Source organism: Leclercia sp. 29361, assembly GCF_011290365.1.
GTDB lineage: Bacteria > Pseudomonadota > Gammaproteobacteria > Enterobacterales > Enterobacteriaceae > Enterobacter > Enterobacter tamurae.
Window position 1 is genome coordinate 4747860 of the sequence record NZ_CP049786.1, and the last position, 21492, is coordinate 4769351.

Here is a 21492-nt window from a genome sequence, read left to right on the forward strand (position 1 = left end):
TCATCGTAGATGGCGTTCTTAATTTTTACGACGACGGGTTAATGCCACGCCAGCACCAATTAAGGCACCCACAATCCCCCACATAATCATCAGGAATGCACGACGTGGACTATCGCGTTTTACAGGTTCTTCAGGAGTTCGCAAATAACGATAGGTCTGAAAACGTGGGTCCAGTGTCGGACCTACGTTGAGGGTGGTCAGCATGGCGCGATTTTGGTCGTAGTCGAGGTCAACATCCGGCCCCACGGCCTGCAGGTTTTCCAGACGCGCCTGCAGCATCGGGCGGCCCAGCAGGAACATTTCAGAGTCCGGCAGTTCGGCCGCCGGCACGTCGGTTTCGCTGCGGGAGATATTGCTCTTCTCAGCAATCTTCAGCGCCTGTTCAATATTATGTACCCGGCGATTGAAGATCGCTTTCGCTACCTCTTCCTGACGTTTGACCTGCGCTTTCATCTGTACGGTACGCGCCGCCCAGGCCCCTTTCAGCTCATCATTCAGATGGCTGGCCGCTCGCTGGCTGGCAAACGCGACGTACTGACGCAGCAGGTTATTCGCATCTGGCGCGGTTTCCGCAATCAGTTTGACGTTGTCATTGATGTTGCGCAGCGGGTCGCCCGCCATAAACTGAATATTGTTGATCAGCTCATCCAGCAGGGCGGCATCGGCCTTGCTGTTGCCCACCATCCGCTGTTTGAAATAGTCGGTCTGGTTCCAGAAATCACGACGAGTATCCCAGGAGGCGAGCTGCATGATGAACTCTTTGTAAGACTCATCCATCACCGAAGGTTGGTCGGCGGAGGTCGGATTCGCTTTTACATCCAGGTTACGCAAAAACTGTTGCTGGGAGTAGAAACCTCCGAGCATGTTCACCGTCGGACGATCGGTAATCGCCGTCGCGCTCCACTCCTGTCTGGCGAAAAAGGTATAAGCCAGAGCGATAAGTGCAAAGCCCAGCGCCATACCTACAATCCAAAACTTGCCCGCCCATAACACGCGGAACAAGCCACGAACATCCAGCTCATTCTCAGTTACCACTGATTTTGCTCCCGCCAACGGTTGAGTCATTACAGTCCCGATTTACTTGGTTAAAGTTGGGTTATTGCCATTATTTCGACGCATACGGCGCTTCACGCGTTTAATAAACCGCGCCACTTTCCATGCGCGTTTAATACAGTAGCCGTACAGGAAAAATGCTAGCAAGAATAATACCAACATTACCCATTCAGGGATGAAATGTGCGTATTCTGCGGCAACACCGATCCCGGCCAGCAGAGCCGCGGCCAGGGTAATTAAGACAAATGCCTGACGCGAGGTGAAGCCGGCGCGCATAATGAGATGGTGAATGTGTTGACGATCTGGCGAGAACGGACTCATCCCTTTACGCAGACGGCGATACATAATCGCCACCATATCCATCAGCGGAATAGCAATAATCCACAGCGCCGTCACCGGGCTGATCGGGTGGGTATTCCCTTGAGTGGTTTCCAGCAGGATCCAGATAACGGTAAAACCAATCAGCGTACTCCCGGCATCGCCCATAAAGACTTTGTAGCGACGGCCCAGCACACCCAGGTTAAGGAGGATATAAGGCAGAATGGCGGCAATCATTGCAAAGCACCACATCGACAGGCTGTACTGACCGTCGAACCACAGGATGATGCCGATTGCGGCGAACGAAACGCTGGAGAGACCACCCAGCAGGCCGTCAATGCCGTCCACCATGTTAAAGGCGTTAATCGCCGCCCACACGGCAAACAGTGTCAGGAAGTAGCCGAACGGCCCCAGCACCATCTCCCAGGTACCGAAGATATAGCCGAGGCTGCTAAGGTAGAGCTTCCCGACTACCATCATGATGACGCCGATAGCCGCCTGAACCGCGGCGCGGAACTTCACGCTAATATCGAATCTGTCGTCCAGCGCCCCCACCAGTACCAGCACACCGGCACAGGACAGATAGAGCGCCGCATGCGGGATATAGTAATCCGCAATACTGAAGGTAAAACAGATGCCCGCATAAACAGAGATTCCGCCAACCAGCGGAATCAAGCCTTGATGGCGTTTACGATAATTGGGCTTATCCACCAGACCGACTCTCTTCGCCGCCTTACGGGCAAGAAATAGAAAGCAGGTGGTGAAAAGAAAAATACTGATTAGCTCAGTCACCGCGGTGAGTAGATTCACTATGGATACTCTCAACAAATGTTAATCCCGGAAGTATAACCTTGAAGGCTCGGCTCCAGAAGGAAAAAGCAGGCCTCACCCAAGTCCCTTTGTTTATTTTTCAAACAATTAATTTTCTACTTTGACGAACATTCCGATTTTCGCCATCCGCAGAATAATTCTACAGCGCACTGTAACAGCGTATAAGTCAGAAAAGAAAAACGCCACGTAAAAACGTGGCGTTCAGGCGCTTTATTTACTTTACGAGCGTTTCATCATATCGAAGAAATCGTCGTTAGTTTTGGTCATCGCCAGTTTGTTAATGAGGAACTCCATTGCGTCGATTTCACCCATTGGATGGATGATTTTGCGCAGGATCCACATTTTCTGCAGCTCTTCCTGAGTGGTGAGCAGCTCTTCTTTACGGGTACCGGAACGGTTGTAGTCGATAGCCGGGAAGACGCGTTTTTCCGCAATCTTACGAGAGAGGTGCAGTTCCATGTTGCCTGTACCTTTAAACTCTTCGTAGATAACTTCATCCATCTTCGAACCGGTATCGATCAGCGCGGTGGCGATGATGGTCAGGCTACCGCCCTCTTCCACGTTACGCGCAGCACCGAAGAAACGCTTCGGACGGTGCAGGGCGTTGGCATCCACACCACCGGTCAATACTTTACCGGAAGCCGGAACCACGGTGTTATAGGCACGCGCCAGACGGGTAATGGAGTCGAGCAGGATGATAACGTCTTTTTTATGCTCAACCAGACGCTTCGCCTTCTCAATAACCATTTCCGCAACCTGAACGTGACGGGATGCTGGTTCGTCGAAGGTAGAAGCAACCACTTCACCTTTTACCAGACGCTGCATCTCGGTCACTTCTTCCGGACGTTCGTCAATCAGCAGTACCATCAGCACGCAGTCTGGGTGGTTGTAAGCGATGCTCTGCGCGATATTCTGCAGCAGCATGGTTTTACCCGCTTTTGGCGGTGCCACAATCAGACCACGCTGGCCACGACCAATCGGAGACGCCAGATCCAGAACGCGAGCGGTTAAGTCTTCGGTAGAACCGTTACCACGCTCCATGCGCAGGCGAGAGTTCGCGTGCAGCGGCGTTAAGTTCTCGAACAGGATCTTATTGCGCGAGTTTTCTGGTTTGTCGTAGTTAACTTCGTTAACTTTCAACAGCGCAAAGTAGCGTTCACCCTCTTTAGGAGGACGAATCTTACCTGAAATGGTGTCACCAGTGCGGAGGTTGAAACGGCGGATTTGGCTGGGGGAAACGTAGATATCATCAGGACCGGCGAGGTAGGAGCTGTCTGCAGAGCGGAGGAAACCAAATCCGTCCTGCAATATCTCCAGCACACCGTCGCCAAAGATATCTTCGCCACTCTTTGCGTGCTGCTTCAGGATGGCAAAAATGATGTCCTGCTTGCGCATACGAGCCTGGTTTTCCAGTCCCATATTTTCGCCGAGAGTGATCAGCTCAGAAACCGGCGTATTCTTTAATTCGGTAAGATTCATAATGGTGTGGGTTCTTAAACTCGGGGTGATACTCGAACTTAATTTGTGAATGGTATGGCAGGGTCATCCATGCCTGTTTAGCGGCCATCAACTCATGTCTGTTCGCTGTCTGGTCACAGGGAAAGCACAGAACTGAAACGACAAGACGGATTGAGTGACAAGCCCGGAATCTATCCACTTCACGCACTGTTTAAAGGAAACAACGGGAAGTATCGGGTAAAACAAGATTCAAACAACAAGGTATGTTTAAAACGAAGTCATAGGTAACTTAGCACGACTCAAGCCGGGCGTCCAGAGATCCAAACAATTTAGAAACCCTGGACGCACAGACGAGAACCTTACGCCAGGTTGGCGTCCAGGAACTCTTTCAGTTGACCTTTGGACAGTGCGCCCACTTTGGTCGCCGCAACTTCACCGTTTTTGAACAGCAGCAGCGTTGGGATGCCGCGGATGCCGTACTTAGGCGCGGTGCCAGGGTTCTGGTCGATGTTCAGTTTCGCTACGGTCAGTTTGCCCTGATATTCGTCAGCGATCTCATCCAGAATCGGGGCGATCATTTTGCAAGGACCACACCATTCAGCCCAGAAATCGACGAGGATCAGCCCGTCAGCTTTAAGTACGTCCGTGTCAAAACTGTCGTCAGTCAGGTGAATAATTTTATCGCTCATATATAACTCCACAGGAATAAGCCTGGTGCGTTGATCTCGCTTCCATCAACGACCTGTTGATGTAGCATTAACCAACTAAAGGTTGACTTTATTTCACCGGATACGCTTTCGTAAAGCAATAGATAGCTGATATTCTACCACACTATGAGCAAAACACATTTAACAGAACAGAAGTTTTCCGACTTCGCCCTGCACCCAAAAGTCATCGAAGCCCTTGAAAATAAAGGGTTTCATAACTGCACGCCTATTCAGGCTCTCGCCCTCCCGCTAACGCTGGCAGGTCGCGATGTTGCAGGGCAGGCGCAAACCGGTACCGGCAAAACGATGGCGTTTTTAACGTCAACGTTTCATTATTTACTTTCTCACCCGGCAATTGCTGACCGCAAAGTTAACCAGCCGCGCGCGCTGATCATGGCCCCGACGCGAGAACTGGCGGTACAGATCCACGCTGACGCAGAACCGCTGGCACAGACCACCGGCCTGAAACTCGGCCTGGCCTACGGCGGTGACGGTTACGACAAACAGCTGAAAGTGCTGGAAAGCGGCGTCGATATTTTGATCGGCACCACCGGCCGTCTGATCGATTACGCCAAACAGAACCACATTAACCTCGGTGCTATCCAGGTTGTGGTACTGGATGAAGCCGATCGCATGTACGATCTGGGCTTCATTAAAGATATCCGCTGGCTATTCCGCCGCATGCCTGTCGCTAACCAGCGCCTGAACATGCTGTTCTCGGCAACGCTGTCGTATCGCGTGCGTGAACTGGCGTTCGAACAGATGAATAACGCTGAATACGTTGAAGTGGAACCGGAACAGAAAACCGGCCACCGTATTAAAGAAGAGCTCTTCTACCCGTCGAACGAAGAGAAAATGCGTTTACTGCAAACGCTGATCGAAGAAGAGTGGCCAGATCGCGCCATTGTATTCGCCAACACCAAACACCGTTGTGAAGATATCTGGGGCCATCTGGCTGCGGATGGACACCGTGTAGGTCTGTTGACCGGCGACGTCGCGCAGAAAAAACGCCTGCGCATTCTTGAAGATTTCACCCGTGGCGACCTGGATATTCTGGTAGCAACGGACGTCGCCGCACGCGGTCTGCACATCCCGGCGGTCACCCACGTCTTCAACTACGACCTGCCGGATGATTGCGAAGATTACGTTCACCGTATCGGCCGTACCGGTCGTGCGGGCGCCAGCGGTCACTCTATCAGCCTTGCCTGTGAAGAGTACGCCCTGAACCTGCCGGCAATTGAGACCTACATCGGTCACTCGATTCCGCAGAGTAAATACAACCCGGATGCGCTGTTAAGCGAACTGCCACCAGCGAAGCGCCTGACCCGCGCCCGTTCCGGCAATGGCCCGCGCCGTAACAGCGCCCCGCGTAACCGTCGTCGTTCAGGTTAAAAAATATGCTCCGGTCCACCTCGCTCTATGCAGCTATTGATTTAGGTTCGAATAGTTTTCATATGCTGGTTGTACGCGAGGTGGCGGGAAGTATACAGACGCTGACGCGTATTAAACGCAAGGTCCGTCTCGCGGCGGGCCTGAGTGCGGATAATCATCTCTCTCCTGAAGCTATGGAGCGCGGCTGGCAATGCCTGCGCCTCTTTGCTGAACGTCTGCAGGATATTCCTCCCCAGCAAATCCGTGTCGTCGCCACCGCAACCCTGCGTCTGGCGGTGAATGCCGGGGAGTTTATTGCTAAGGCACAGGAAATCCTCGGTTGTCCGGTCCAGGTGATCAGCGGTGAAGAAGAAGCCCGCCTGATTTACCAGGGCGTGGCGCACACCACCGGCGGGGATGAGCGTCGTCTGGTGGTGGATATCGGCGGCGCAAGCACCGAGCTGGTCACCGGTATCGGTGCGCAGGCAACCTCCCTGAACAGCCTGTCGATGGGCTGTGTTACCTGGCTTGAACGCTACTTTACCGATCGCAATCTGGCGCAAGAGAACTTCGATGACGCGGAAAAAGCCGCCCGCGAGGTGCTGCGCCCGGTTGCGGATGAGCTGCGTTATCACGGCTGGAAGGTCTGCGTTGGCGCATCCGGCACCGTCCAGGCGCTGCAGGAAATTATGATGGCGCAGGGGATGGATGAGCGCATCACGCTGGCGAAACTGCAGCAGTTAAAGCAGCGCGCCATCCACTGTGGTCGTCTGGAAGAGCTCGAAATCGAAGGGCTTACCCTTGAACGTGCCCTGGTCTTCCCCAGCGGCCTGGCGATCCTGATTGCCATTTTCACCGAACTGAATATTCAGTGCATGACCCTTGCGGGCGGTGCGCTACGGGAAGGTCTGGTTTACGGCATGCTGCATCTGGCCGTCGATCAGGACATTCGCAACCATACGCTGCGCAATATCCAGCGCCGGTTTATGGTGGATATCGAACAGGCGCATCGGGTGGCGAACCTGGCGGTCAGTTTCCTCGATCAGGTCGAAAACGAGTGGCATCTGGATCCTGTCAGCCGCGAACTGCTGGTGAGTGCGTGCCAACTGCACGAGATCGGCCTGAGCGTTGATTTCAAACAGGCGCCGCTACATGGTGCCTACCTGGTACGCAATCTCGATCTGCCTGGCTACACCCCGGCGCAAAAGAAGCTGTTGGCCACGCTGCTGTTAAACCAGACCAACCCCGTCGACCTCTCTTCGCTCCACCAGCAAAATGCGGTGCCGCCGCGCGTGGCGGAGCATCTCTGCCGCCTGTTGCGTCTGGCGATCCTTTTTGCCAGCCGTCGGCGCGACGATTTGCTGCCAGCCATCACCCTGATGGCTGAAAGCGAGAAGTTGACGCTGAACCTGCCGGAAAACTGGCTGGATACCCATCCGCTGGGTGCAGAAATGCTGGTGCAGGAGTGTCAGTGGCAGAGCTATGTCCACTGGGTGCTTGAAGCTCAATAATCCCGATTAAAAGCCCGGCGACACTACGCTTACCGGGCACTCAAACTAGCGGTTTTTTGCCTTCTCCATCATCGCGCGAATATTGGCGATACTGGCCTGGCCTTTATGCATCCGCTCTTCGGCGGTAATCACTTTGCGCTCCTGCTCCCAGAGCACATCATCCTGCGGTAATTCCAGCAGGAAGCGGCTCGGCTCAGGACGCACCAGTTCCCCGTACTGACGGCGCTCTTTACACAGCGTAAAGGTCAGCTCTTTTTGCGCTCGCGTAATGCCCACGTAGGCCAGACGGCGCTCTTCATCAACGTTATCTTCATCGATGCTGCTCTGGTGCGGCAGGATGCCCTCTTCCATCCCCACCAGGTAGACATAGGGGAACTCCAGCCCTTTCGAGGCGTGCAGGGTCATGAGCTGCACCTGATCTGCCTCTTCTTCGCTTTCGCCGCGCTCCATCATGTCACGCAGGGTAAAGCGGGTGACGACCTGGGTCAGAGTCATCGGCTCGTCGATGTCAGAACCTTCCAGCATCTCGGTCATCCAGGTGAAAAGCGTATTGACGTTCTTCATCCGCATCTCCGCCGCTTTCGGGCTGGCGGAGGTTTCATACAGCCAGGATTCATAATCGATCCCGCGGATCAGATCGCGCACCGCTGCGATCGGCTCCCGTTCGCTCAGCTGCTGGATCTCGCGCAGCCAATGAGTGAAGCGGGTCAGCGATTCATAACCACGCCCGGTTAAGCTCTGGCTCAGGCCCATATCGAAGCTGGCGGTCAGCAGGCTCTTATTACGGGTCATCGCCCACTCGCCCAGTTTTTGCAGCGTCGCCGGGCCAATCTCACGCTTCGGCGTATTCACGATCCGCAGGAAAGCGCTGTCATCATCCGGGTTGGTGAGTACGCGCAGGTAGGCGAGCAGATCCTTAATTTCCGGGCGCGAGAAGAACGACGTCCCACCCGAAATTTTGTACGGAATGCGGTTCTGCATCAGCATCTTTTCAAAGACGCGCGACTGGTGATTTCCGCGATAGAGGATGGCGTAATCTTTGTAGTTGGTCTTATTCACAAAGTGATGAGCAATCAGCTCCCCCGCCACGCGTTCGGCTTCGTGATCGTCGTTATTAGCGCTCAGCACCTTTAGCTCAGTGCCATAGCCCAGCTCGGAAAAGAGACGCTTTTCGAAGACGTGCGGGTTATTGGCGATCAGGATGTTTGCCGCCTTCAGAATACGACCGGATGAGCGGTAGTTCTGCTCCAGCTTGATCACCTGCAGCGCCGGGAAATCTTTGCTCAGCAGGACCAGGTTTTGCGGACGGGCGCCACGCCAGGAGTAGATCGACTGATCGTCATCGCCCACTACGGTAAAACGCGCCCGCTGGCCCACCAGCAGTTTCACCAGCTCGTACTGGCTGGTATTAGTGTCCTGATATTCATCCACCAGCAGGTAGCGGATCTTGTTCTGCCAGCGCTCGCGCACCTCTTCATTACGCTGAAGCAGCAGCGTCGGCAGCAGGATCAGATCGTCAAAGTCCAGCACGTTGCAGGCTTTGAGATGATCGTTGTACAGGCTGTAGCAGTGGGCGAAGATCCGATCCCGCTCTCCTTTGGCGCTTGCAGCGGCCTGGGCTGGGTCCATCAGATCGTTTTTCCAGTTGGAGATCGTAGAGATCAACTGCTGCAACACCGTTTTGTCGTCTTCGATCAGCCCTTCGGTCAGCTCTTTCAGCAGTGCCACCTGATCGGTATCGTCAAACAGGGAGAAGTTCGACTTCATGCCCAACGCCGCGTATTCGCGCTTAATGATATCCAGCCCCAGGGTATGGAAGGTGGAGATCATCAGGCCGCGCGCCTCTTTACGCCCTAACGTCTGGCCGACACGCTCTTTCATTTCGCGCGCCGCTTTGTTGGTAAAGGTTACCGCCGCGATATGGCGTGCCTGATAGCCGCAGCCGCGGATCAGGTGGGCGATCTTGTTGGTGATCACGCGGGTTTTACCGGAACCCGCCCCTGCCAGCACCAGGCATGGTCCAGTAACGAATTCGACCGCTTGTTGTTGTCCAGGGTTTAAACGCATGGGAATATTGCTCAATCTTCGAACGGGGTGGGGATTGTAGCAGAAAGCCGGGCGCAGATTTACCGGCTAATGATAAAGTGAAGAAAACGCGTTGAACCCCGAGAGCAGAACCATGAAAAAGACCGCAGCGGCCCTGCACATTCTGGTAAAAGAAGAGAAACTGGCGCAGGAGATCCTCGCCAAACTGGAACGCGGCATCAGCTTTGATCATCTGGCGAAGCGCTACTCGAAATGCCCGTCCGGGCGTAACGGCGGCGATTTAGGTGAATTTAAGCAGGGTGCCATGGTGGGCCCTTTCGATCAGGCGGTCTTCAGCTGTCCGCTACTGAAGCCTTACGGCCCGGTGAAAACCAAATTTGGCTACCATATCATTAAGGTGCTGTACCGCAGCTAACGCGTGGTATATTGCGCCCCGATTTTACTCAACCCTTCAAGGCACGATCATGGCGAAAACAGCGGCAGCAATGCACATCCTGGTAAAAGAAGAGAAACTGGCTCTGGAGCTTCTGGAGCAGATCAAGAACGGCGGCGACTTCGAGAAGCTGGCGAAAAAGCACTCCACCTGCCCATCAGGTAAAAAAGGCGGTCACCTGGGTGAATTCCGTCAGGGCCAGATGGTTCCGGCGTTCGATAAAGTGGTGTTCTCCTGCCCGGTGCTGGAGCCAACTGGCCCACTGCACACCCAGTTCGGTTACCACATCATTAAGGTGCTGTACCGCAACTAATAAAAAAGCCCGGTGGCGATAACGCTTACCGGGCCTACTTTTGCACTTTGTAGGTCGGGTAAGGCGTAGCCGCCACCCGACAATTTATTTAACCCGCTACGGCAATACGTTTCATATCGGTCATGTAGCCACGCAGCTTCTGGCCTACTTTCTCGATCTCGTGGCTGCGAATTGCTTCGTTCACGTCACGCAGCTGGGCATTATCTACCGCGCCTTCGTTGATCGCTTTACCCAGATCGCCGGTCTGCAGAGTGGTCATGAACTCTTTCAGCAGCGGTACGCAAGCGTAAGAGAACAGGTAGTTACCGTACTCAGCGGTATCGGAGATCACCACGTTCATTTCGTACAGACGCTTACGGGCGATGGTGTTCGCGATCAGCGGCAGCTCGTGCAGTGATTCATAGTACGCAGACTCTTCGATGATGCCGGAATCCACCATGGTTTCGAAGGCCAGCTCAACGCCCGCTTTCACCATCGCAATCATCAGAACGCCTTTATCGAAGTACTCCTGCTCGCTGATTTTGCCATCGAACTGCGCTGCGGTTTCGAACGCGGTTTTGCCGGTCTCTTCACGCCAGGTCAGCAGGTTTTTGTCGTCATTCGCCCAGTCAGCCATCATACCGGAAGAGAACTCACCGGAGATGATGTCGTCCATGTGTTTCTGGAACAGCGGAGCCATGATGGTTTTCAGCTGCTCGGACAGCGCGAAGGCACGCAGTTTAGCCGGGTTAGACAGACGGTCCATCATCAGGGTGATACCGCCCTGCTTCAACGCTTCGGTGATGGTTTCCCAGCCGAACTGAATCAGTTTCTCTGCGTATGCCGGGTCGGTACCCTCTTCCACCAGCTTGTCGAAACACAGCAGGGAGCCGGCCTGCAGCATACCGCACAGGATAGTCTGCTCACCCATCAGGTCAGATTTCACTTCCGCAACGAAGGAAGATTCCAGCACGCCCGCACGGTGGCCGCCGGTGGCCGCTGCCCATGCTTTGGCAATTGCCATGCCTTCGCCTTTCGGATCGTTTTCCGGGTGAACCGCGATCAGCGTCGGCACGCCGAAACCACGTTTGTACTCTTCACGCACTTCGGTACCCGGGCACTTCGGTGCCACCATCACGACGGTGATGTCTTTACGGATCTGCTCGCCCACTTCAACGATGTTGAAGCCGTGGGAGTAACCCAGCGCCGCGCCGTCTTTCATCAGCGGCTGTACGGAACGCACAACGTCAGAGTGCTGTTTGTCCGGGGTCAGGTTAACCACCAGATCCGCCTGCGGAACCAGCTCTTCGTAGGTACCGACTTTGAAGCCGTTTTCGGTCGCTTTGCGCCAGGAAGCACGCTTCTCAGCAATCGCTTCTTTACGCAGGGCATAAGAGATATCCAGACCGGAGTCACGCATGTTCAGGCCCTGGTTCAGACCCTGTGCGCCACAGCCGACGATGACCACTTTTTTACCCTGAAGGTAGCTCGCGCCATCAGCAAATTCGTCGCGCGCCATAAAGCGGCATTTGCCCAGCTGCGCCAGCTGCTGGCGCAAGTTCAGTGTATTAAAGTAGTTAGCCATGGGTGATACCTCGTGATGTTGTGCGTCTTATTGTTCGGTTCGCTTTTCAGCGAGAATGTACCCACATTACAACAGGAAATTTATTGCGGAAATTGATATATTCACAACGTCACGTTGCAATTTCTGCAATATAAAACCCGGGAGTGGAATCGGTGGATTTACGCGATTTAAAATTGTTCCTGCATCTGGCGGAAAGCCGTCATTTTGGCCGCAGCGCGCGGGCGATGCACGTCAGCCCCTCTACGCTTTCCCGCCAGATCCAGCGCCTGGAAGAGGACCTCGGCCAACCGCTGTTTATACGCGACAACCGCACGGTCACCCTCACCGAAGCCGGAGAAGAGTTGCGGACGTTTGCCCAGCAAACCTTGTTGCAGTATCAGCAGCTGCGCCACACCATCGACCAGCAGGGGCCATCGCTTTCCGGGGAACTGCATATCTTCTGCTCGGTGACCGCCGCCTATAGCCATCTGCCGCCCATCCTCGATCGCTTCCGGGCCGAACATCCGTCGGTGGAGATCAAACTCACCACCGGCGATGCCGCCGACGCGATGGAGAAGGTGGTGACGGGAGAAGCGGATCTGGCGATTGCCGGTAAACCGGAAACTCTGCCGGGGGCGGTGGCATTTTCAATGCTGGAAAATCTGGCGGTGGTGCTGATCGCTCCGGCGCTGCCCTGCCCGGTGCGTAACCAGGTCTCGGTGGAAAAACCCGACTGGTCCACGGTGCCCTTTATCATGGCCGATCAGGGGCCGGTACGTCGCCGCATCGAGCTGTGGTTCCGTCGCCAGAAGATCAGTAATCCGTCAATTTATGCCACGGTCGGCGGCCACGAGGCGATGGTCTCGATGGTGGCGCTCGGCTGCGGCGTGGCGCTGCTGCCGGAAGTGGTGCTGGAGAACAGCCCGGAGCCGGTGCGCAATCGCGTGATGATTCTGGAGCGCAGCGACGAGAAAACACCGTTTGAGCTTGGCGTCTGTGCACAAAAAAAGCGGCTGCATGAGCCGCTTATTGATGCGTTCTGGAAGATATTGCCGAACCATTAACCCGCCAGGAAGAACCTGAACGCCGGGTTGTGGGTTTCGTCATGACAGTCGTAACCCAGCTCATTCAGCCGCGTTTCAAAATCCGGTTCGTGCTCGCCCAGTTCGAATGCCGCCAGCACACGACCGTAGTCAGTACCGTGACTGCGGTAGTGAAACAGAGAGATGTTCCAGTGTGTGCCCAGCGTATGCAGAAACTTCAGCAATGCACCTGGCGATTCCGGGAACTCGAAGCTGAACAGACGCTCCTGTAACGGCTTCGACGGACGCCCCCCGACCATATAGCGAACGTGCAGCTTCGCCATTTCATCATCGGAGAGATCCACCACGCTGTAGCCACCCTGGTGCAGCAGGTTGAGGATCTCTTTACGCTCTTCCAGGCCACGGCTCAGACGCACGCCGACAAAAATGCAGGCGTCTTTGGCATCGGCAAACCGGTAGTTGAACTCCGTCACCGAACGACCGCCCAGCAGCTGGCAGAACTTAAGGAAACTGCCCTTCTCTTCCGGAATGGTCACCGCCAGCAGCGCTTCACGCTGTTCTCCCAGCTCGCAACGTTCAGAAACATAGCGCAGACCGTGGAAGTTAACGTTAGCCCCAGAGAGCACATGGGCCAGACGCTCGCCGCGGATGTTGTGCTGAGCGATGTATTTTTTCATCCCCGCCAGCGCCAGCGCGCCGGACGGTTCTGCCACTGCACGCACATCCTCGAACAGATCCTTCATCGCCGCGCAGATCGCATCGCTGTCGACGGTGATGATGTCGTCGAGATACTCCTGGCAGACGCGGAAGGTTTCATCCCCGATGCGTTTCACCGCCACGCCTTCGGCAAACAGCCCGACGCGTGGTAAGTCCACCGGATGACCAGCATCCAGCGCCGCCTTCAGGCAGGCAGAATCCTCGGCTTCAACGGCGATGACTTTGATCTGCGGCATCAGCTGTTTGATCAGCACCGCCACGCCCGCAGCTAACCCGCCGCCGCCAACCGGTACGAATACGCGGTCGAGATGGGCATCCTGCTGCAACAGCTCCAGCGCAAGGGTGCCCTGGCCGGCAATCACCATCGGGTGATCAAACGGCGGCACCCAGGTAAAGCCCTGCTGCTGCGCCAGATCGATGGCTTTGGCCTTCGCCTCGTCAAAATTGGCACCATGGAGCAGCACTTCGCCGCCAAATCCCCGCACCGCATCGACTTTAATATCTGCGGTTGCCACAGGCATGACGATCAGGGCTTTCAGCCCCAGTCGCGCGGCAGAGAACGCCACGCCCTGGGCATGGTTGCCCGCCGAAGCGGTGATCACGCCACGCGCTTTTTGCTCGTCGGTCAGCCCGGCCATCATCGCGTAGGCGCCGCGCAGCTTGAAGCTGTGCACTGGCTGGCGGTCTTCGCGCTTCACCAGAATGACGTTATCCAGCCGCGACGACAGCTTGTCCATTTTCTGCAGCGGCGTGACCTGCACCGCTTCATAGACCGGCGCACGCAGCACTGCCCGGAGATATTCCGCCCCCTCAGGGGCAGACGATAAGGGTTGGGATTCGGCCATCATTAGCCCCCAAGCTTGGATTTATCGCGTACCGCGCCTTTATCCGCACTGGTAGCAAGGGTGGCGTAGGCACGCAGGGCGAAGGAGACTTCACGCTGACGATCTTTCGGCGTCCAGGCTTTATCGCCACGCGCATCCTGTGCTTCACGGCGGGCAGCGATTTCCTGCGGGCTCAGCTGCAGTTGAATACCGCGATTCGGAATGTCGATTTCGATCAGGTCGCCATCTTCGATAATCGCAATGTTGCCGCCGCTGGCTGCTTCCGGCGAAACGTGTCCGATGGAGAGACCGGAAGTACCGCCGGAGAAACGACCGTCGGTGATCAGCGCACAGGCTTTACCGAGGCCCATAGATTTCAGGAAAGTAGTCGGGTAGAGCATCTCCTGCATTCCCGGCCCACCTTTTGGTCCTTCATAGCGGATGACAACAACATCGCCAGCCACGACTTTACCGCCGAGAATAGCTTCAACCGCGTCGTCCTGGCTTTCGTACACCTTCGCCGGTCCGGTAAACTTCAGGATGCTGTCGTCCACGCCCGCGGTTTTGACGATACAGCCGTTTTCCGCGAAGTTACCGTACAGAACCGCCAGGCCGCCATCTTTGCTGTAGGCGTTTTCCAGCGAGCGAATGCAGCCTTCGGCGCGATCGTCATCCAGGGTGTCCCAGCGACAGTTCTGCGAGAACGCCTGGGTGGTACGAATACCGGCCGGGCCGGCGCGGAACATGCTTTTTACCGCGTCGTCTTTGGTCAGCATCACATCGTACTGATCCAGTGTTTGTGGCAACGTCAGGCCGAGAATGTTTTTCACCTCACGGTTCAGCAGCCCGGCGCGATCCAGCTCGCCCAGAATCCCCAGCACGCCACCGGCACGGTGAACATCTTCCATGTGATATTTAGGGGTGCTTGGCGCAACCTTACACAGCTGCGGCACCTTGCGGGACAGCTGGTCGATGTCGGTCATGGTGAAATCAATTTCCGCTTCCTGAGCCGCGGCGAGCAGGTGCAGAACGGTGTTGGTCGAACCGCCCATGGCGATATCCAGGGTCATGGCGTTTTCAAACGCCGCTTTGCTGGCGATATTGCGCGGCAGTGCGCTGGCATCGTCCTGCTCGTAGTAACGTTTGGTCAGTTCAACAATGCGTTTACCAGCGTTGAGGAACAGCTCTTTACGATCGGCGTGGGTCGCCAGCAGCGAGCCGTTACCCGGCTGAGACAGGCCCAGCGCTTCGGTCAGACAGTTCATCGAGTTGGCAGTGAACATACCGGAACAGGAGCCGCAGGTCGGACAGGCCGAACGCTCAACCTGATCGCTCTGCTCGTCGGAGACTTTCGGGTCGGCACCCTGAATCATCGCGTCGACCAGGTCGAGCTTGATGATTTTATCGGACAGCTTGGTTTTACCCGCTTCCATTGGGCCACCGGAGACGAAGATCACCGGAATGTTCAGGCGCAGGGAGGCCATCAGCATCCCCGGGGTGATTTTGTCGCAGTTGGAGATGCAGACCATCGCATCGGCACAGTGGGCATTAACCATGTACTCCACCGAATCGGCGATCAGCTCGCGCGACGGCAGTGAATAAAGCATGCCCCCGTGCCCCATCGCGATCCCGTCATCCACGGCGATGGTGTTGAACTCTTTCGCCACGCCGCCGGAGGCTTCAATCTGCTCGGCAACCAGCTTCCCGAGATCGCGAAGATGAACGTGACCCGGGACGAACTGGGTGAACGAGTTGACTACGGCGATTATCGGTTTGCCGAAATCGGCGTCGGTCATCCCAGTGGCGCGCCACAGCGCGCGGGCGCCGGCCATGTTGCGGCCGTGAGTGGTGGTGGCGGAACGGTACTTAGGCATGCGTTTTTTACTCCCGTCTATCTGGTAAATGGGACGGTGCGTGCCGTCCCATATTTATGCTTATTGATTAACCTGATCCAACCAACCCCATTTATCTTCGGTTTCACCGGTAAAGAGGCCAAAGAAGGCGTCCTGGATACGTTTGGTGACCGGACCACGGCGACCTTCGCCTACCTGGATGCCGTCAACGCTGCGTACCGGGGTGATCTCTGCAGCGGTACCGGACATGAAGATTTCATCAGCCAGGTACAGCGATTCGCGGGACAGAACCTGCTCGCGCACTTCGATACCCAGATCCTGCGCCAGCTTGATGATGGCGTCACGGGTGATGCCCGGCAGGGCTGAAGAGGTGAATGGCGGGGTGAACAGAATGCCATCTTTCACTTCAAACAGGTTCTCACCTGCACCTTCAGAGATATAGCCGTTCACATCCAGGGCGATACCTTCCTGATAGCCATGGCGACGTGCTTCGCTACCAACCAGCAGGGAGGAGAGGTAGTTACCGCCCGCTTTGGCTGCGGTCGGGATAGTGTTTGGTGCCACACGGTTCCAGGAGGAAACCATCGCGTCGATCCCCTGCTCCAGCGCTTCTGCGCCGAGGTAGGCTCCCCACGGGAACGCGGCGATGATCACATCGGTGGTGTAACCGGCTGGCGGGTTAACGCCCATACCCACATCGCCCACGAACACCAGAGGACGAATATAGGCGCTGGTCAGGTTGTTTTTGCGCAGGACGGCGCGACAAGCTTCCATCAGCTCGTCAACGCTCTGGGAAACCGGGAAACGATAAATTTTGGCTGAATCACGCAGACGTTGCATGTGTTCGCGATGGCGGAACACCACCGGGCCTTTGTGTGAGTCGTAGCAACGGATGCCTTCAAAAACAGACGTACCGTAGTGAAGCGCGTGGGACATCACGTGGACTTTAGCGTCCTCCCAGCGAATCATCTCACCATTGGACCAAATGAAATCAGCTTTCTTCGTCGTCATTTTTCTTCCTTTGCGCTCAGGCGCGAATTTGTTGTGTTTGCGATGTAGCGGCACGCTGCTGGATATCGACCCGTGCGACGTCGACCAGTTTGCTCAACTGGCTAAACAGTAATTCGACGGGGCGCTGGCTGGCAACGGTCAATTCGATATTTATGTTCTGCGCGTCGGTGGCGGTTTCAATGTTCATGGAACATATCTGGAACCCACGATGGCGCACCACGCGCAACACACGTTCTAATGTTTCCGGGTTGAAGCGAGCCTGCACGGCGACCTGATGTTGCATCATGATAATTTCTCCAGCATTTGTGAGTTACTGGCGCCGGGCGGCACCAACGGCCAGACATTCTCAAGCTCGTCGATTGAGACATGAAGCAGGTAAGGCCCCTTGCTTGACAGCATTTCATCAAGTGCCGCTTCAACCTGGTCTTTACGGGTGATGTGCTGGCCGGGGATGCCAAAGGCGCTGGCCAGAACGAGGAAATCAGGGTTATCGGTCAGGGTGGTTTCGCTGTAACGCTCCTGGAAAAAGAGCTGCTGCCACTGGCGCACCATGCCTAAACGTTGGTTATCCAGCAGTACGATTTTCACCGGCAGCTGCTTACGCTTGATGGTGCCCAGTTCCTGAACATTCATCATGAAGGAGCCATCACCGGAGATACAGATCACCGTATCCTCCGGGCGCGCCACCTGGGCACCTACGGCAGCTGGCAAGCCGAAGCCCATGGTGCCTAAGCCGCTGGAGGTGATGAAGTTTTCCGGCCGCGTGTAGGTCATGTGCTGGGCGGACCACATCTGATGCTGGCCCACGTCGGTGGTCACCACGCTGTCGGCCGGTTTGCGATCCGACAGCTGCTTGAGCAGCAACGGGGCATAGATCGCTTCACCAGGATGGTCGTAGCGCCAGGCGTGCTCGCGGCGCATCTCTGCCGCATGCTGACGCCACGCGTCGATCGCCAAAGGCTGCTGTAACGCAGGAAGCAGTGCGTTGAGGTCACCCTGCAGGGCCACGTGCGCCTGACGGAGCTTGTTCATCTCTGCCGGGTCGATATCCATATGAATGACTTTGGCATTCGGAGCGAAGGTATTCAGCTTGCCGGTTACGCGGTCATCAAAACGCGCCCCCACGGCGATCAGCAGGTCACACTCCTGCACGGCGAGGTTGGCGGCTTTGGTGCCGTGCATCCCCAGCATGCCGAGATAGTACGGGTAGTCAGCCTCCACCGCACCCAGGCCTTTTAAAGTGCAGGCCGCTGGCATCCGGGTGGTGGCGATAAATTCGCGCAGGGCCGGCACCGCCTGCGCCATCCCCACGCCGCCGCCCACATACAGGATCGGCTTTTGCGCGTGGGCTAACATCTGGCTGGCCTCGCTGACTTCGGCAAACGGGAACGCATCCTCATTCTCAACGGTGGAGAAGTGCGGCTCCAGCTCGCCAAGGGCAATTTGGATATCTTTCGGGATATCAACCAGAACCGGGCCAGGACGGCCTGAGTTTGCCACCTCAAAGGCTTCCGCCATCACGCGCGGCAGCTCTTCCAGGGATTGCACGAGGAAGCTGTGTTTCGTACAAGCCAGTGACAAACCGAGAACGTCCACTTCCTGGAAAGCGTCGGTGCCGATCAAAGGAGAAGCGACCTGGCCGGTGATCGCCACAACCGGAACGGAATCAAGCAGCGCGTCAGCCAGGCCGGTGATCAGGTTGGTAGCGCCTGGGCCGGAGGTCGCCATGCAGACACCTGTTTTCCCGGTTGCACGGGCATAACCAATGGCCGCCATCGCCGCACCCTGCTCGTGTCGGCACAACAGGTGTTCCACGCCGCCGTCATACAACGCATCGTAAATCGGCATAATTGCGCCACCCGGGTAACCGAAGATGGTATCGACTCCCTGCGCTCGCAACGCATGTACTACCCACTGTGCGCCATTCATAGTTACTTCCCCGTCGTAAATCGTGAGAAACAGAATTTTATGCTACTACTCATCGTCTGCTCCTCGTTTATGTTTTAAGGTCATAAAAAAACCCCCGGACCTTTCGGTGCGGGGGTCTTAGTTCGTTAAGGCTTGATTACTAAGCCTTTCCTCGTCCAAGTGCAGCCCCGCACGGTGGGATAATAATCACCACCACGCTAATCACTACCAGGCTAATCACTCGTAGAAGGGCTGTCATTTTCTGTTCTTTTTGCATCTTGTTCGAAGGAATACCTAAAGAGTTATCACAGATATCGAACCGAGCACAACTTTTTTTTATAATTCACTTTCTTATGATGCTAATAGTTTAGATAAAAATCATTGTTTTTTATGACAAAAATAGAAAATGAATTATTTTCATTTTTTGTAACTCAATCAAGGCCGATAAGGAAAACATATTGCGTTTTGCGAGCAGGCTTCCATAACAATGAAAAGGTTACAATTCCGGGGAAATATTGCGGAACAGGCTGCGTAAAAACGCGATTTGGCGATAAATACGGGGACCACAAAGTGACATAGTGGCGCTACAAGGAGGCTCGTTATGTCACTGTCGGTTGTTTATACCCGCGCTGCGTTAGGCGTTAAAGCGCCGCTCATTTCCGTAGAAGTTCACCTCAGTAATGGCCTCCCGGGCTTAACGCTGGTCGGCCTGCCGGAAACCACCGTCAAAGAGGCCAGAGATCGGGTACGCAGCGCAATCATCAATAGCGGTTATACCTTTCCGGCCAAAAAGATCACCATCAATCTGGCACCGGCCGATTTACCTAAGGAAGGCGGAAGATATGATTTACCTATCGCCATTGCGCTTCTCGCTGCCTCTGAGCAGCTCTCCTCTTCCAGGCTAAGCGCATACGAGTTCGTGGGTGAGCTGGCGCTCACAGGCGCATTAAGAGGGGTTCCCGGCGCGATATCTGGCGCCCTGGCGGCCATACAGGCTGGCAGAGAGATTATCGTCGCCAACGATAACGCTGCCGAAGTCAGCCTTATCGAACAAAAAGGCTGTCTGGTGGCAGAGCACTTGCAGGAAGTATGCGCCTTTCTGGAGGGCCAACACGAGCTGACTGCACCCGCTGGAGAGCCTTTTGTGCCAGGCAATGACGATCGTGATATCAGCGATATCATCGGTCAGGAGCAGGGTAAACGGGCGCTGGAAATCACCGCGGCTGGCGCGCACAATCTGCTGCTGATTGGCCCACCTGGCACCGGCAAAACCATGCTCGCGAGCCGGCTTAATGGCCTGCTGCCGCCACTCAGCAACCATGAGGCGCTGGAGAGTGCGGCAGTCGTAAGTCTGGTCAACGCCACATCGATGTATAAGCAGTGGCGTCAGCGTCCCTTTCGCGCACCTCATCACAGCGCCTCGCTCGTGGCCATGGTGGGCGGGGGTGCTATCCCTGCGCCGGGAGAGATTTCGCTGGCGCATAACGGCATTCTCTTTCTGGACGAGTTACCCGAGTTTGAACGACGCGTGCTGGATGCTTTACGCGAGCCTATTGAATCCGGGCAGATCAATATCTCCCGTACCCGCGCAAAGATCAGTTATCCGGCTCGCTTCCAGCTTATCGCCGCCATGAATCCCAGCCCAACGGGGCACTATCAAGGCAATCATAATCGCTGTTCACCAGAACAGACGCTTCGCTATCTGGGGCGTCTGTCGGGACCGTTTCTCGACCGCTTCGACTTATCCCTGGAGATCCCGCTACCGCCGCCAGGGTTACTAAGCCAGACGCATACCATGGGAGAATCCAGCATTACCGTGCGAAACAGAGTGATCGCCGCGCAGGAGCGACAGCTGGTGCGGCAAAATAAACTCAATGCCCATCTGGATAATGCGGAGATCCGCAGGTTTTGCCCACTCACGGCAGAAGATGCCCAGTGGCTGGAAGAGACCCTTACCCGGTTCGGCCTGTCGGTACGTGCCTGGCAGCGGCTGCTGAAGGTGGCCCGTACGATTGCCGATCTGGAGGAGAGTGAAAAGATTGAACGCAGACACCTGCAGGAGGCCTTGAGCTATCGCGCTATCGATCGCTTGCTACTGCATCTGCAAAAAATGCTGGCATGAAAAAAGGGGCCGGAGCCCCTTCTTCTTAATCGTCTGATTCGGTGTAGTCTTCTGCACCTTCCATCTGTGGTTTACCACCAGACAGAGTATGGAACCGCTTTGGACGCTTGATACGCCCCATATACTTGATCCATACGCGCTCCGCTTCCGTTACCGGCTCACGCTCGCCACGGCAGACGGCAACAAACGATTTTTCGTCATCAGTGGTCGGTTCACGTTTTCCCAAGTCCAGTTCATTGAAAGCATAACCGTGGCGCTCAAGCAGTTGTGCCTCTTTGATGGTGAAATCACCATGGCGAGAAAATCCGCGTGGATAATTTTTATTGTCGAAAAAACGATTAGTCGTCGTAAAGCTTTCCGCCATCCTACACGCTCCTATATCTTTGGCCGAGCTATTTATGGCGCGGAGTATTAGTTACGCTTGACAGAG

Annotated in this window: 20 protein-coding genes; 6 read left to right on the top strand and 14 right to left on the bottom strand. The window is 55.6% G+C overall.

Features of this window, described 5'->3' with window-relative positions:
* Positions 1-18: 18 nt before the first annotated feature.
* From wzzE to trxA, 4 genes are all read right to left on the bottom strand, one after another.
* Complete coding sequence (gene wzzE / locus G7090_RS22735; protein WP_166184756.1) at positions 19-1065, bottom strand: ECA polysaccharide chain length modulation protein; 1047 nt, start codon at positions 1063-1065, stop codon at positions 19-21.
* A 12-nt stretch (positions 1066-1077) separates the two neighbouring features.
* Entirely contained in the window at positions 1078-2181 is a 1104-nt protein-coding gene (gene wecA / locus G7090_RS22740; RefSeq protein ID WP_106995949.1) for a UDP-N-acetylglucosamine--undecaprenyl-phosphate N-acetylglucosaminephosphotransferase, read from the bottom strand.
* Positions 2182-2421: 240 nt separating this feature from the next.
* Positions 2422-3681: a transcription termination factor Rho gene (rho, locus tag G7090_RS22745; RefSeq protein ID WP_001054528.1), complete on the bottom strand. Its 1260-nt coding sequence runs from the start codon at positions 3679-3681 to the stop codon at positions 2422-2424.
* Positions 3682-4019: 338 nt separating this feature from the next.
* Complete coding sequence (trxA, locus tag G7090_RS22750; protein WP_006179218.1) at positions 4020-4349, bottom strand: thioredoxin TrxA; 330 nt, start codon at positions 4347-4349, stop codon at positions 4020-4022.
* Positions 4350-4493: 144 nt separating this feature from the next.
* Here trxA and rhlB point away from each other — a divergent pair, with 144 nt between their 5' ends.
* Complete coding sequence (gene rhlB, locus G7090_RS22755; protein WP_166184759.1) at positions 4494-5759, top strand: ATP-dependent RNA helicase RhlB; 1266 nt, start codon at positions 4494-4496, stop codon at positions 5757-5759.
* A gap of 5 nt (positions 5760-5764) precedes the next feature.
* Positions 5765-7249: a guanosine-5'-triphosphate,3'-diphosphate diphosphatase gene (gppA, locus tag G7090_RS22760; RefSeq protein ID WP_166184762.1), complete on the top strand. Its 1485-nt coding sequence runs from the start codon at positions 5765-5767 to the stop codon at positions 7247-7249.
* A gap of 45 nt (positions 7250-7294) precedes the next feature.
* On the opposite strand, the gene rep is transcribed toward gppA, so the two are convergent.
* Positions 7295-9316, bottom strand: a complete 2022-nt coding sequence (gene rep, locus G7090_RS22765) for a DNA helicase Rep (protein WP_106995952.1) — start codon at positions 9314-9316, stop codon at positions 7295-7297.
* Positions 9317-9428: 112 nt separating this feature from the next.
* On the opposite strand from rep, the gene ppiC (G7090_RS22770) reads away from it, so the two are divergent.
* Positions 9429-9710 carry a peptidylprolyl isomerase PpiC gene (ppiC, locus tag G7090_RS22770; RefSeq protein ID WP_106995953.1) on the top strand — a complete coding sequence of 94 codons (282 nt, stop codon included), beginning with the start codon at positions 9429-9431 and terminating at the stop codon, positions 9708-9710.
* 49 nt (positions 9711-9759) lie between these two features.
* Positions 9760-10041, top strand: coding sequence for a peptidylprolyl isomerase PpiC (ppiC, locus tag G7090_RS22775; protein ID WP_032615193.1), 282 nt, complete (start codon positions 9760-9762; stop codon positions 10039-10041).
* Positions 10042-10129: 88 nt separating this feature from the next.
* On the opposite strand, the gene ilvC is transcribed toward ppiC (G7090_RS22775), so the two are convergent.
* The gene (ilvC, locus tag G7090_RS22780; protein WP_106995954.1) at positions 10130-11605 is read right to left on the bottom strand and encodes a ketol-acid reductoisomerase; all 1476 of its coding nucleotides are present in this window, start codon (positions 11603-11605) and stop codon (positions 10130-10132) included.
* A 152-nt stretch (positions 11606-11757) separates the two neighbouring features.
* Between ilvC and ilvY the strand changes: the two genes are divergently transcribed.
* The gene (gene ilvY, locus G7090_RS22785; RefSeq protein ID WP_106995955.1) at positions 11758-12648 is read left to right on the top strand and encodes an HTH-type transcriptional activator IlvY; all 891 of its coding nucleotides are present in this window, start codon (positions 11758-11760) and stop codon (positions 12646-12648) included.
* On the opposite strand, the gene ilvA is transcribed toward ilvY, so the two are convergent.
* The 7 genes from ilvA to ilvL form a co-directional block, all read right to left on the bottom strand.
* Positions 12645-14189 carry a threonine ammonia-lyase, biosynthetic gene (gene ilvA, locus G7090_RS22790; protein ID WP_156265197.1) on the bottom strand — a complete coding sequence of 515 codons (1545 nt, stop codon included), beginning with the start codon at positions 14187-14189 and terminating at the stop codon, positions 12645-12647. The two genes, ilvY and ilvA, sit on opposite strands and share 4 nt — an antisense overlap.
* A 2-nt stretch (positions 14190-14191) precedes the next feature.
* The gene (ilvD, locus tag G7090_RS22795; protein WP_166184765.1) at positions 14192-16042 is read right to left on the bottom strand and encodes a dihydroxy-acid dehydratase; all 1851 of its coding nucleotides are present in this window, start codon (positions 16040-16042) and stop codon (positions 14192-14194) included.
* 60 nt (positions 16043-16102) lie between these two features.
* A complete protein-coding gene (ilvE, locus tag G7090_RS22800; RefSeq protein WP_166184769.1) occupies positions 16103-17032 on the bottom strand; it encodes a branched-chain-amino-acid transaminase in 930 nt (309 codons plus the stop codon).
* Positions 17033-17048: 16 nt separating this feature from the next.
* Complete coding sequence (gene ilvM / locus G7090_RS22805) at positions 17049-17318, bottom strand: acetolactate synthase 2 small subunit (protein ID WP_166184772.1); 270 nt, start codon at positions 17316-17318, stop codon at positions 17049-17051.
* On the bottom strand, positions 17315-18961 hold the full coding sequence (gene ilvG, locus G7090_RS22810) for an acetolactate synthase 2 catalytic subunit (protein ID WP_166184775.1): 1647 nt from the start codon (positions 18959-18961) through the stop codon (positions 17315-17317). Before ilvG ends, ilvM begins: the two co-directional genes overlap by 4 nt.
* 2 nt (positions 18962-18963) lie before the next feature.
* Complete coding sequence (gene ilvX / locus G7090_RS23990) at positions 18964-19014, bottom strand: peptide IlvX (RefSeq protein ID WP_207630130.1); 51 nt, start codon at positions 19012-19014, stop codon at positions 18964-18966.
* 86 nt (positions 19015-19100) lie between these two features.
* Positions 19101-19199, bottom strand: a complete 99-nt coding sequence (gene ilvL, locus G7090_RS22815; RefSeq protein ID WP_001311244.1) for an ilv operon leader peptide — start codon at positions 19197-19199, stop codon at positions 19101-19103.
* Positions 19200-19541: 342 nt separating this feature from the next.
* Here ilvL and G7090_RS22820 point away from each other — a divergent pair, with 342 nt between their 5' ends.
* Positions 19542-21062: a YifB family Mg chelatase-like AAA ATPase gene (locus tag G7090_RS22820; protein WP_166184778.1), complete on the top strand. Its 1521-nt coding sequence runs from the start codon at positions 19542-19544 to the stop codon at positions 21060-21062.
* A gap of 25 nt (positions 21063-21087) precedes the next feature.
* On the opposite strand, the gene G7090_RS22825 is transcribed toward G7090_RS22820, so the two are convergent.
* The gene (locus tag G7090_RS22825; protein WP_106995960.1) at positions 21088-21426 is read right to left on the bottom strand and encodes a DUF413 domain-containing protein; all 339 of its coding nucleotides are present in this window, start codon (positions 21424-21426) and stop codon (positions 21088-21090) included.
* Positions 21427-21492 lie beyond the last annotated feature (66 nt).

Coding starts and splice junctions, on each gene's coding strand:
- ilvL (WP_001311244.1), bottom strand. CDS start 19,199: ATGACAGCCCTTCTACGAGTGATTAGCCTGGTAGTGATTAGCGTGGTG.
- rhlB (WP_166184759.1), top strand. CDS start 4,494: ATGAGCAAAACACATTTAACAGAACAGAAGTTTTCCGACTTCGCCCTG.
- trxA (WP_006179218.1), bottom strand. CDS start 4,349: ATGAGCGATAAAATTATTCACCTGACTGACGACAGTTTTGACACGGAC.
- ilvA (WP_156265197.1), bottom strand. CDS start 14,189: ATGGCCGAATCCCAACCCTTATCGTCTGCCCCTGAGGGGGCGGAATAT.
- wzzE (WP_166184756.1), bottom strand. CDS start 1,065: ATGACTCAACCGTTGGCGGGAGCAAAATCAGTGGTAACTGAGAATGAG.
- ilvM (WP_166184772.1), bottom strand. CDS start 17,318: ATGATGCAACATCAGGTCGCCGTGCAGGCTCGCTTCAACCCGGAAACA.
- ppiC (WP_106995953.1), top strand. CDS start 9,429: ATGAAAAAGACCGCAGCGGCCCTGCACATTCTGGTAAAAGAAGAGAAA.
- ilvC (WP_106995954.1), bottom strand. CDS start 11,605: ATGGCTAACTACTTTAATACACTGAACTTGCGCCAGCAGCTGGCGCAG.
- ilvE (WP_166184769.1), bottom strand. CDS start 17,032: ATGACGACGAAGAAAGCTGATTTCATTTGGTCCAATGGTGAGATGATT.
- G7090_RS22825 (WP_106995960.1), bottom strand. CDS start 21,426: ATGGCGGAAAGCTTTACGACGACTAATCGTTTTTTCGACAATAAAAAT.
- rep (WP_106995952.1), bottom strand. CDS start 9,316: ATGCGTTTAAACCCTGGACAACAACAAGCGGTCGAATTCGTTACTGGA.
- ilvG (WP_166184775.1), bottom strand. CDS start 18,961: ATGAATGGCGCACAGTGGGTAGTACATGCGTTGCGAGCGCAGGGAGTC.
- ppiC (WP_032615193.1), top strand. CDS start 9,760: ATGGCGAAAACAGCGGCAGCAATGCACATCCTGGTAAAAGAAGAGAAA.
- ilvD (WP_166184765.1), bottom strand. CDS start 16,042: ATGCCTAAGTACCGTTCCGCCACCACCACTCACGGCCGCAACATGGCC.
- rho (WP_001054528.1), bottom strand. CDS start 3,681: ATGAATCTTACCGAATTAAAGAATACGCCGGTTTCTGAGCTGATCACT.
- G7090_RS22820 (WP_166184778.1), top strand. CDS start 19,542: ATGTCACTGTCGGTTGTTTATACCCGCGCTGCGTTAGGCGTTAAAGCG.
- gppA (WP_166184762.1), top strand. CDS start 5,765: ATGCTCCGGTCCACCTCGCTCTATGCAGCTATTGATTTAGGTTCGAAT.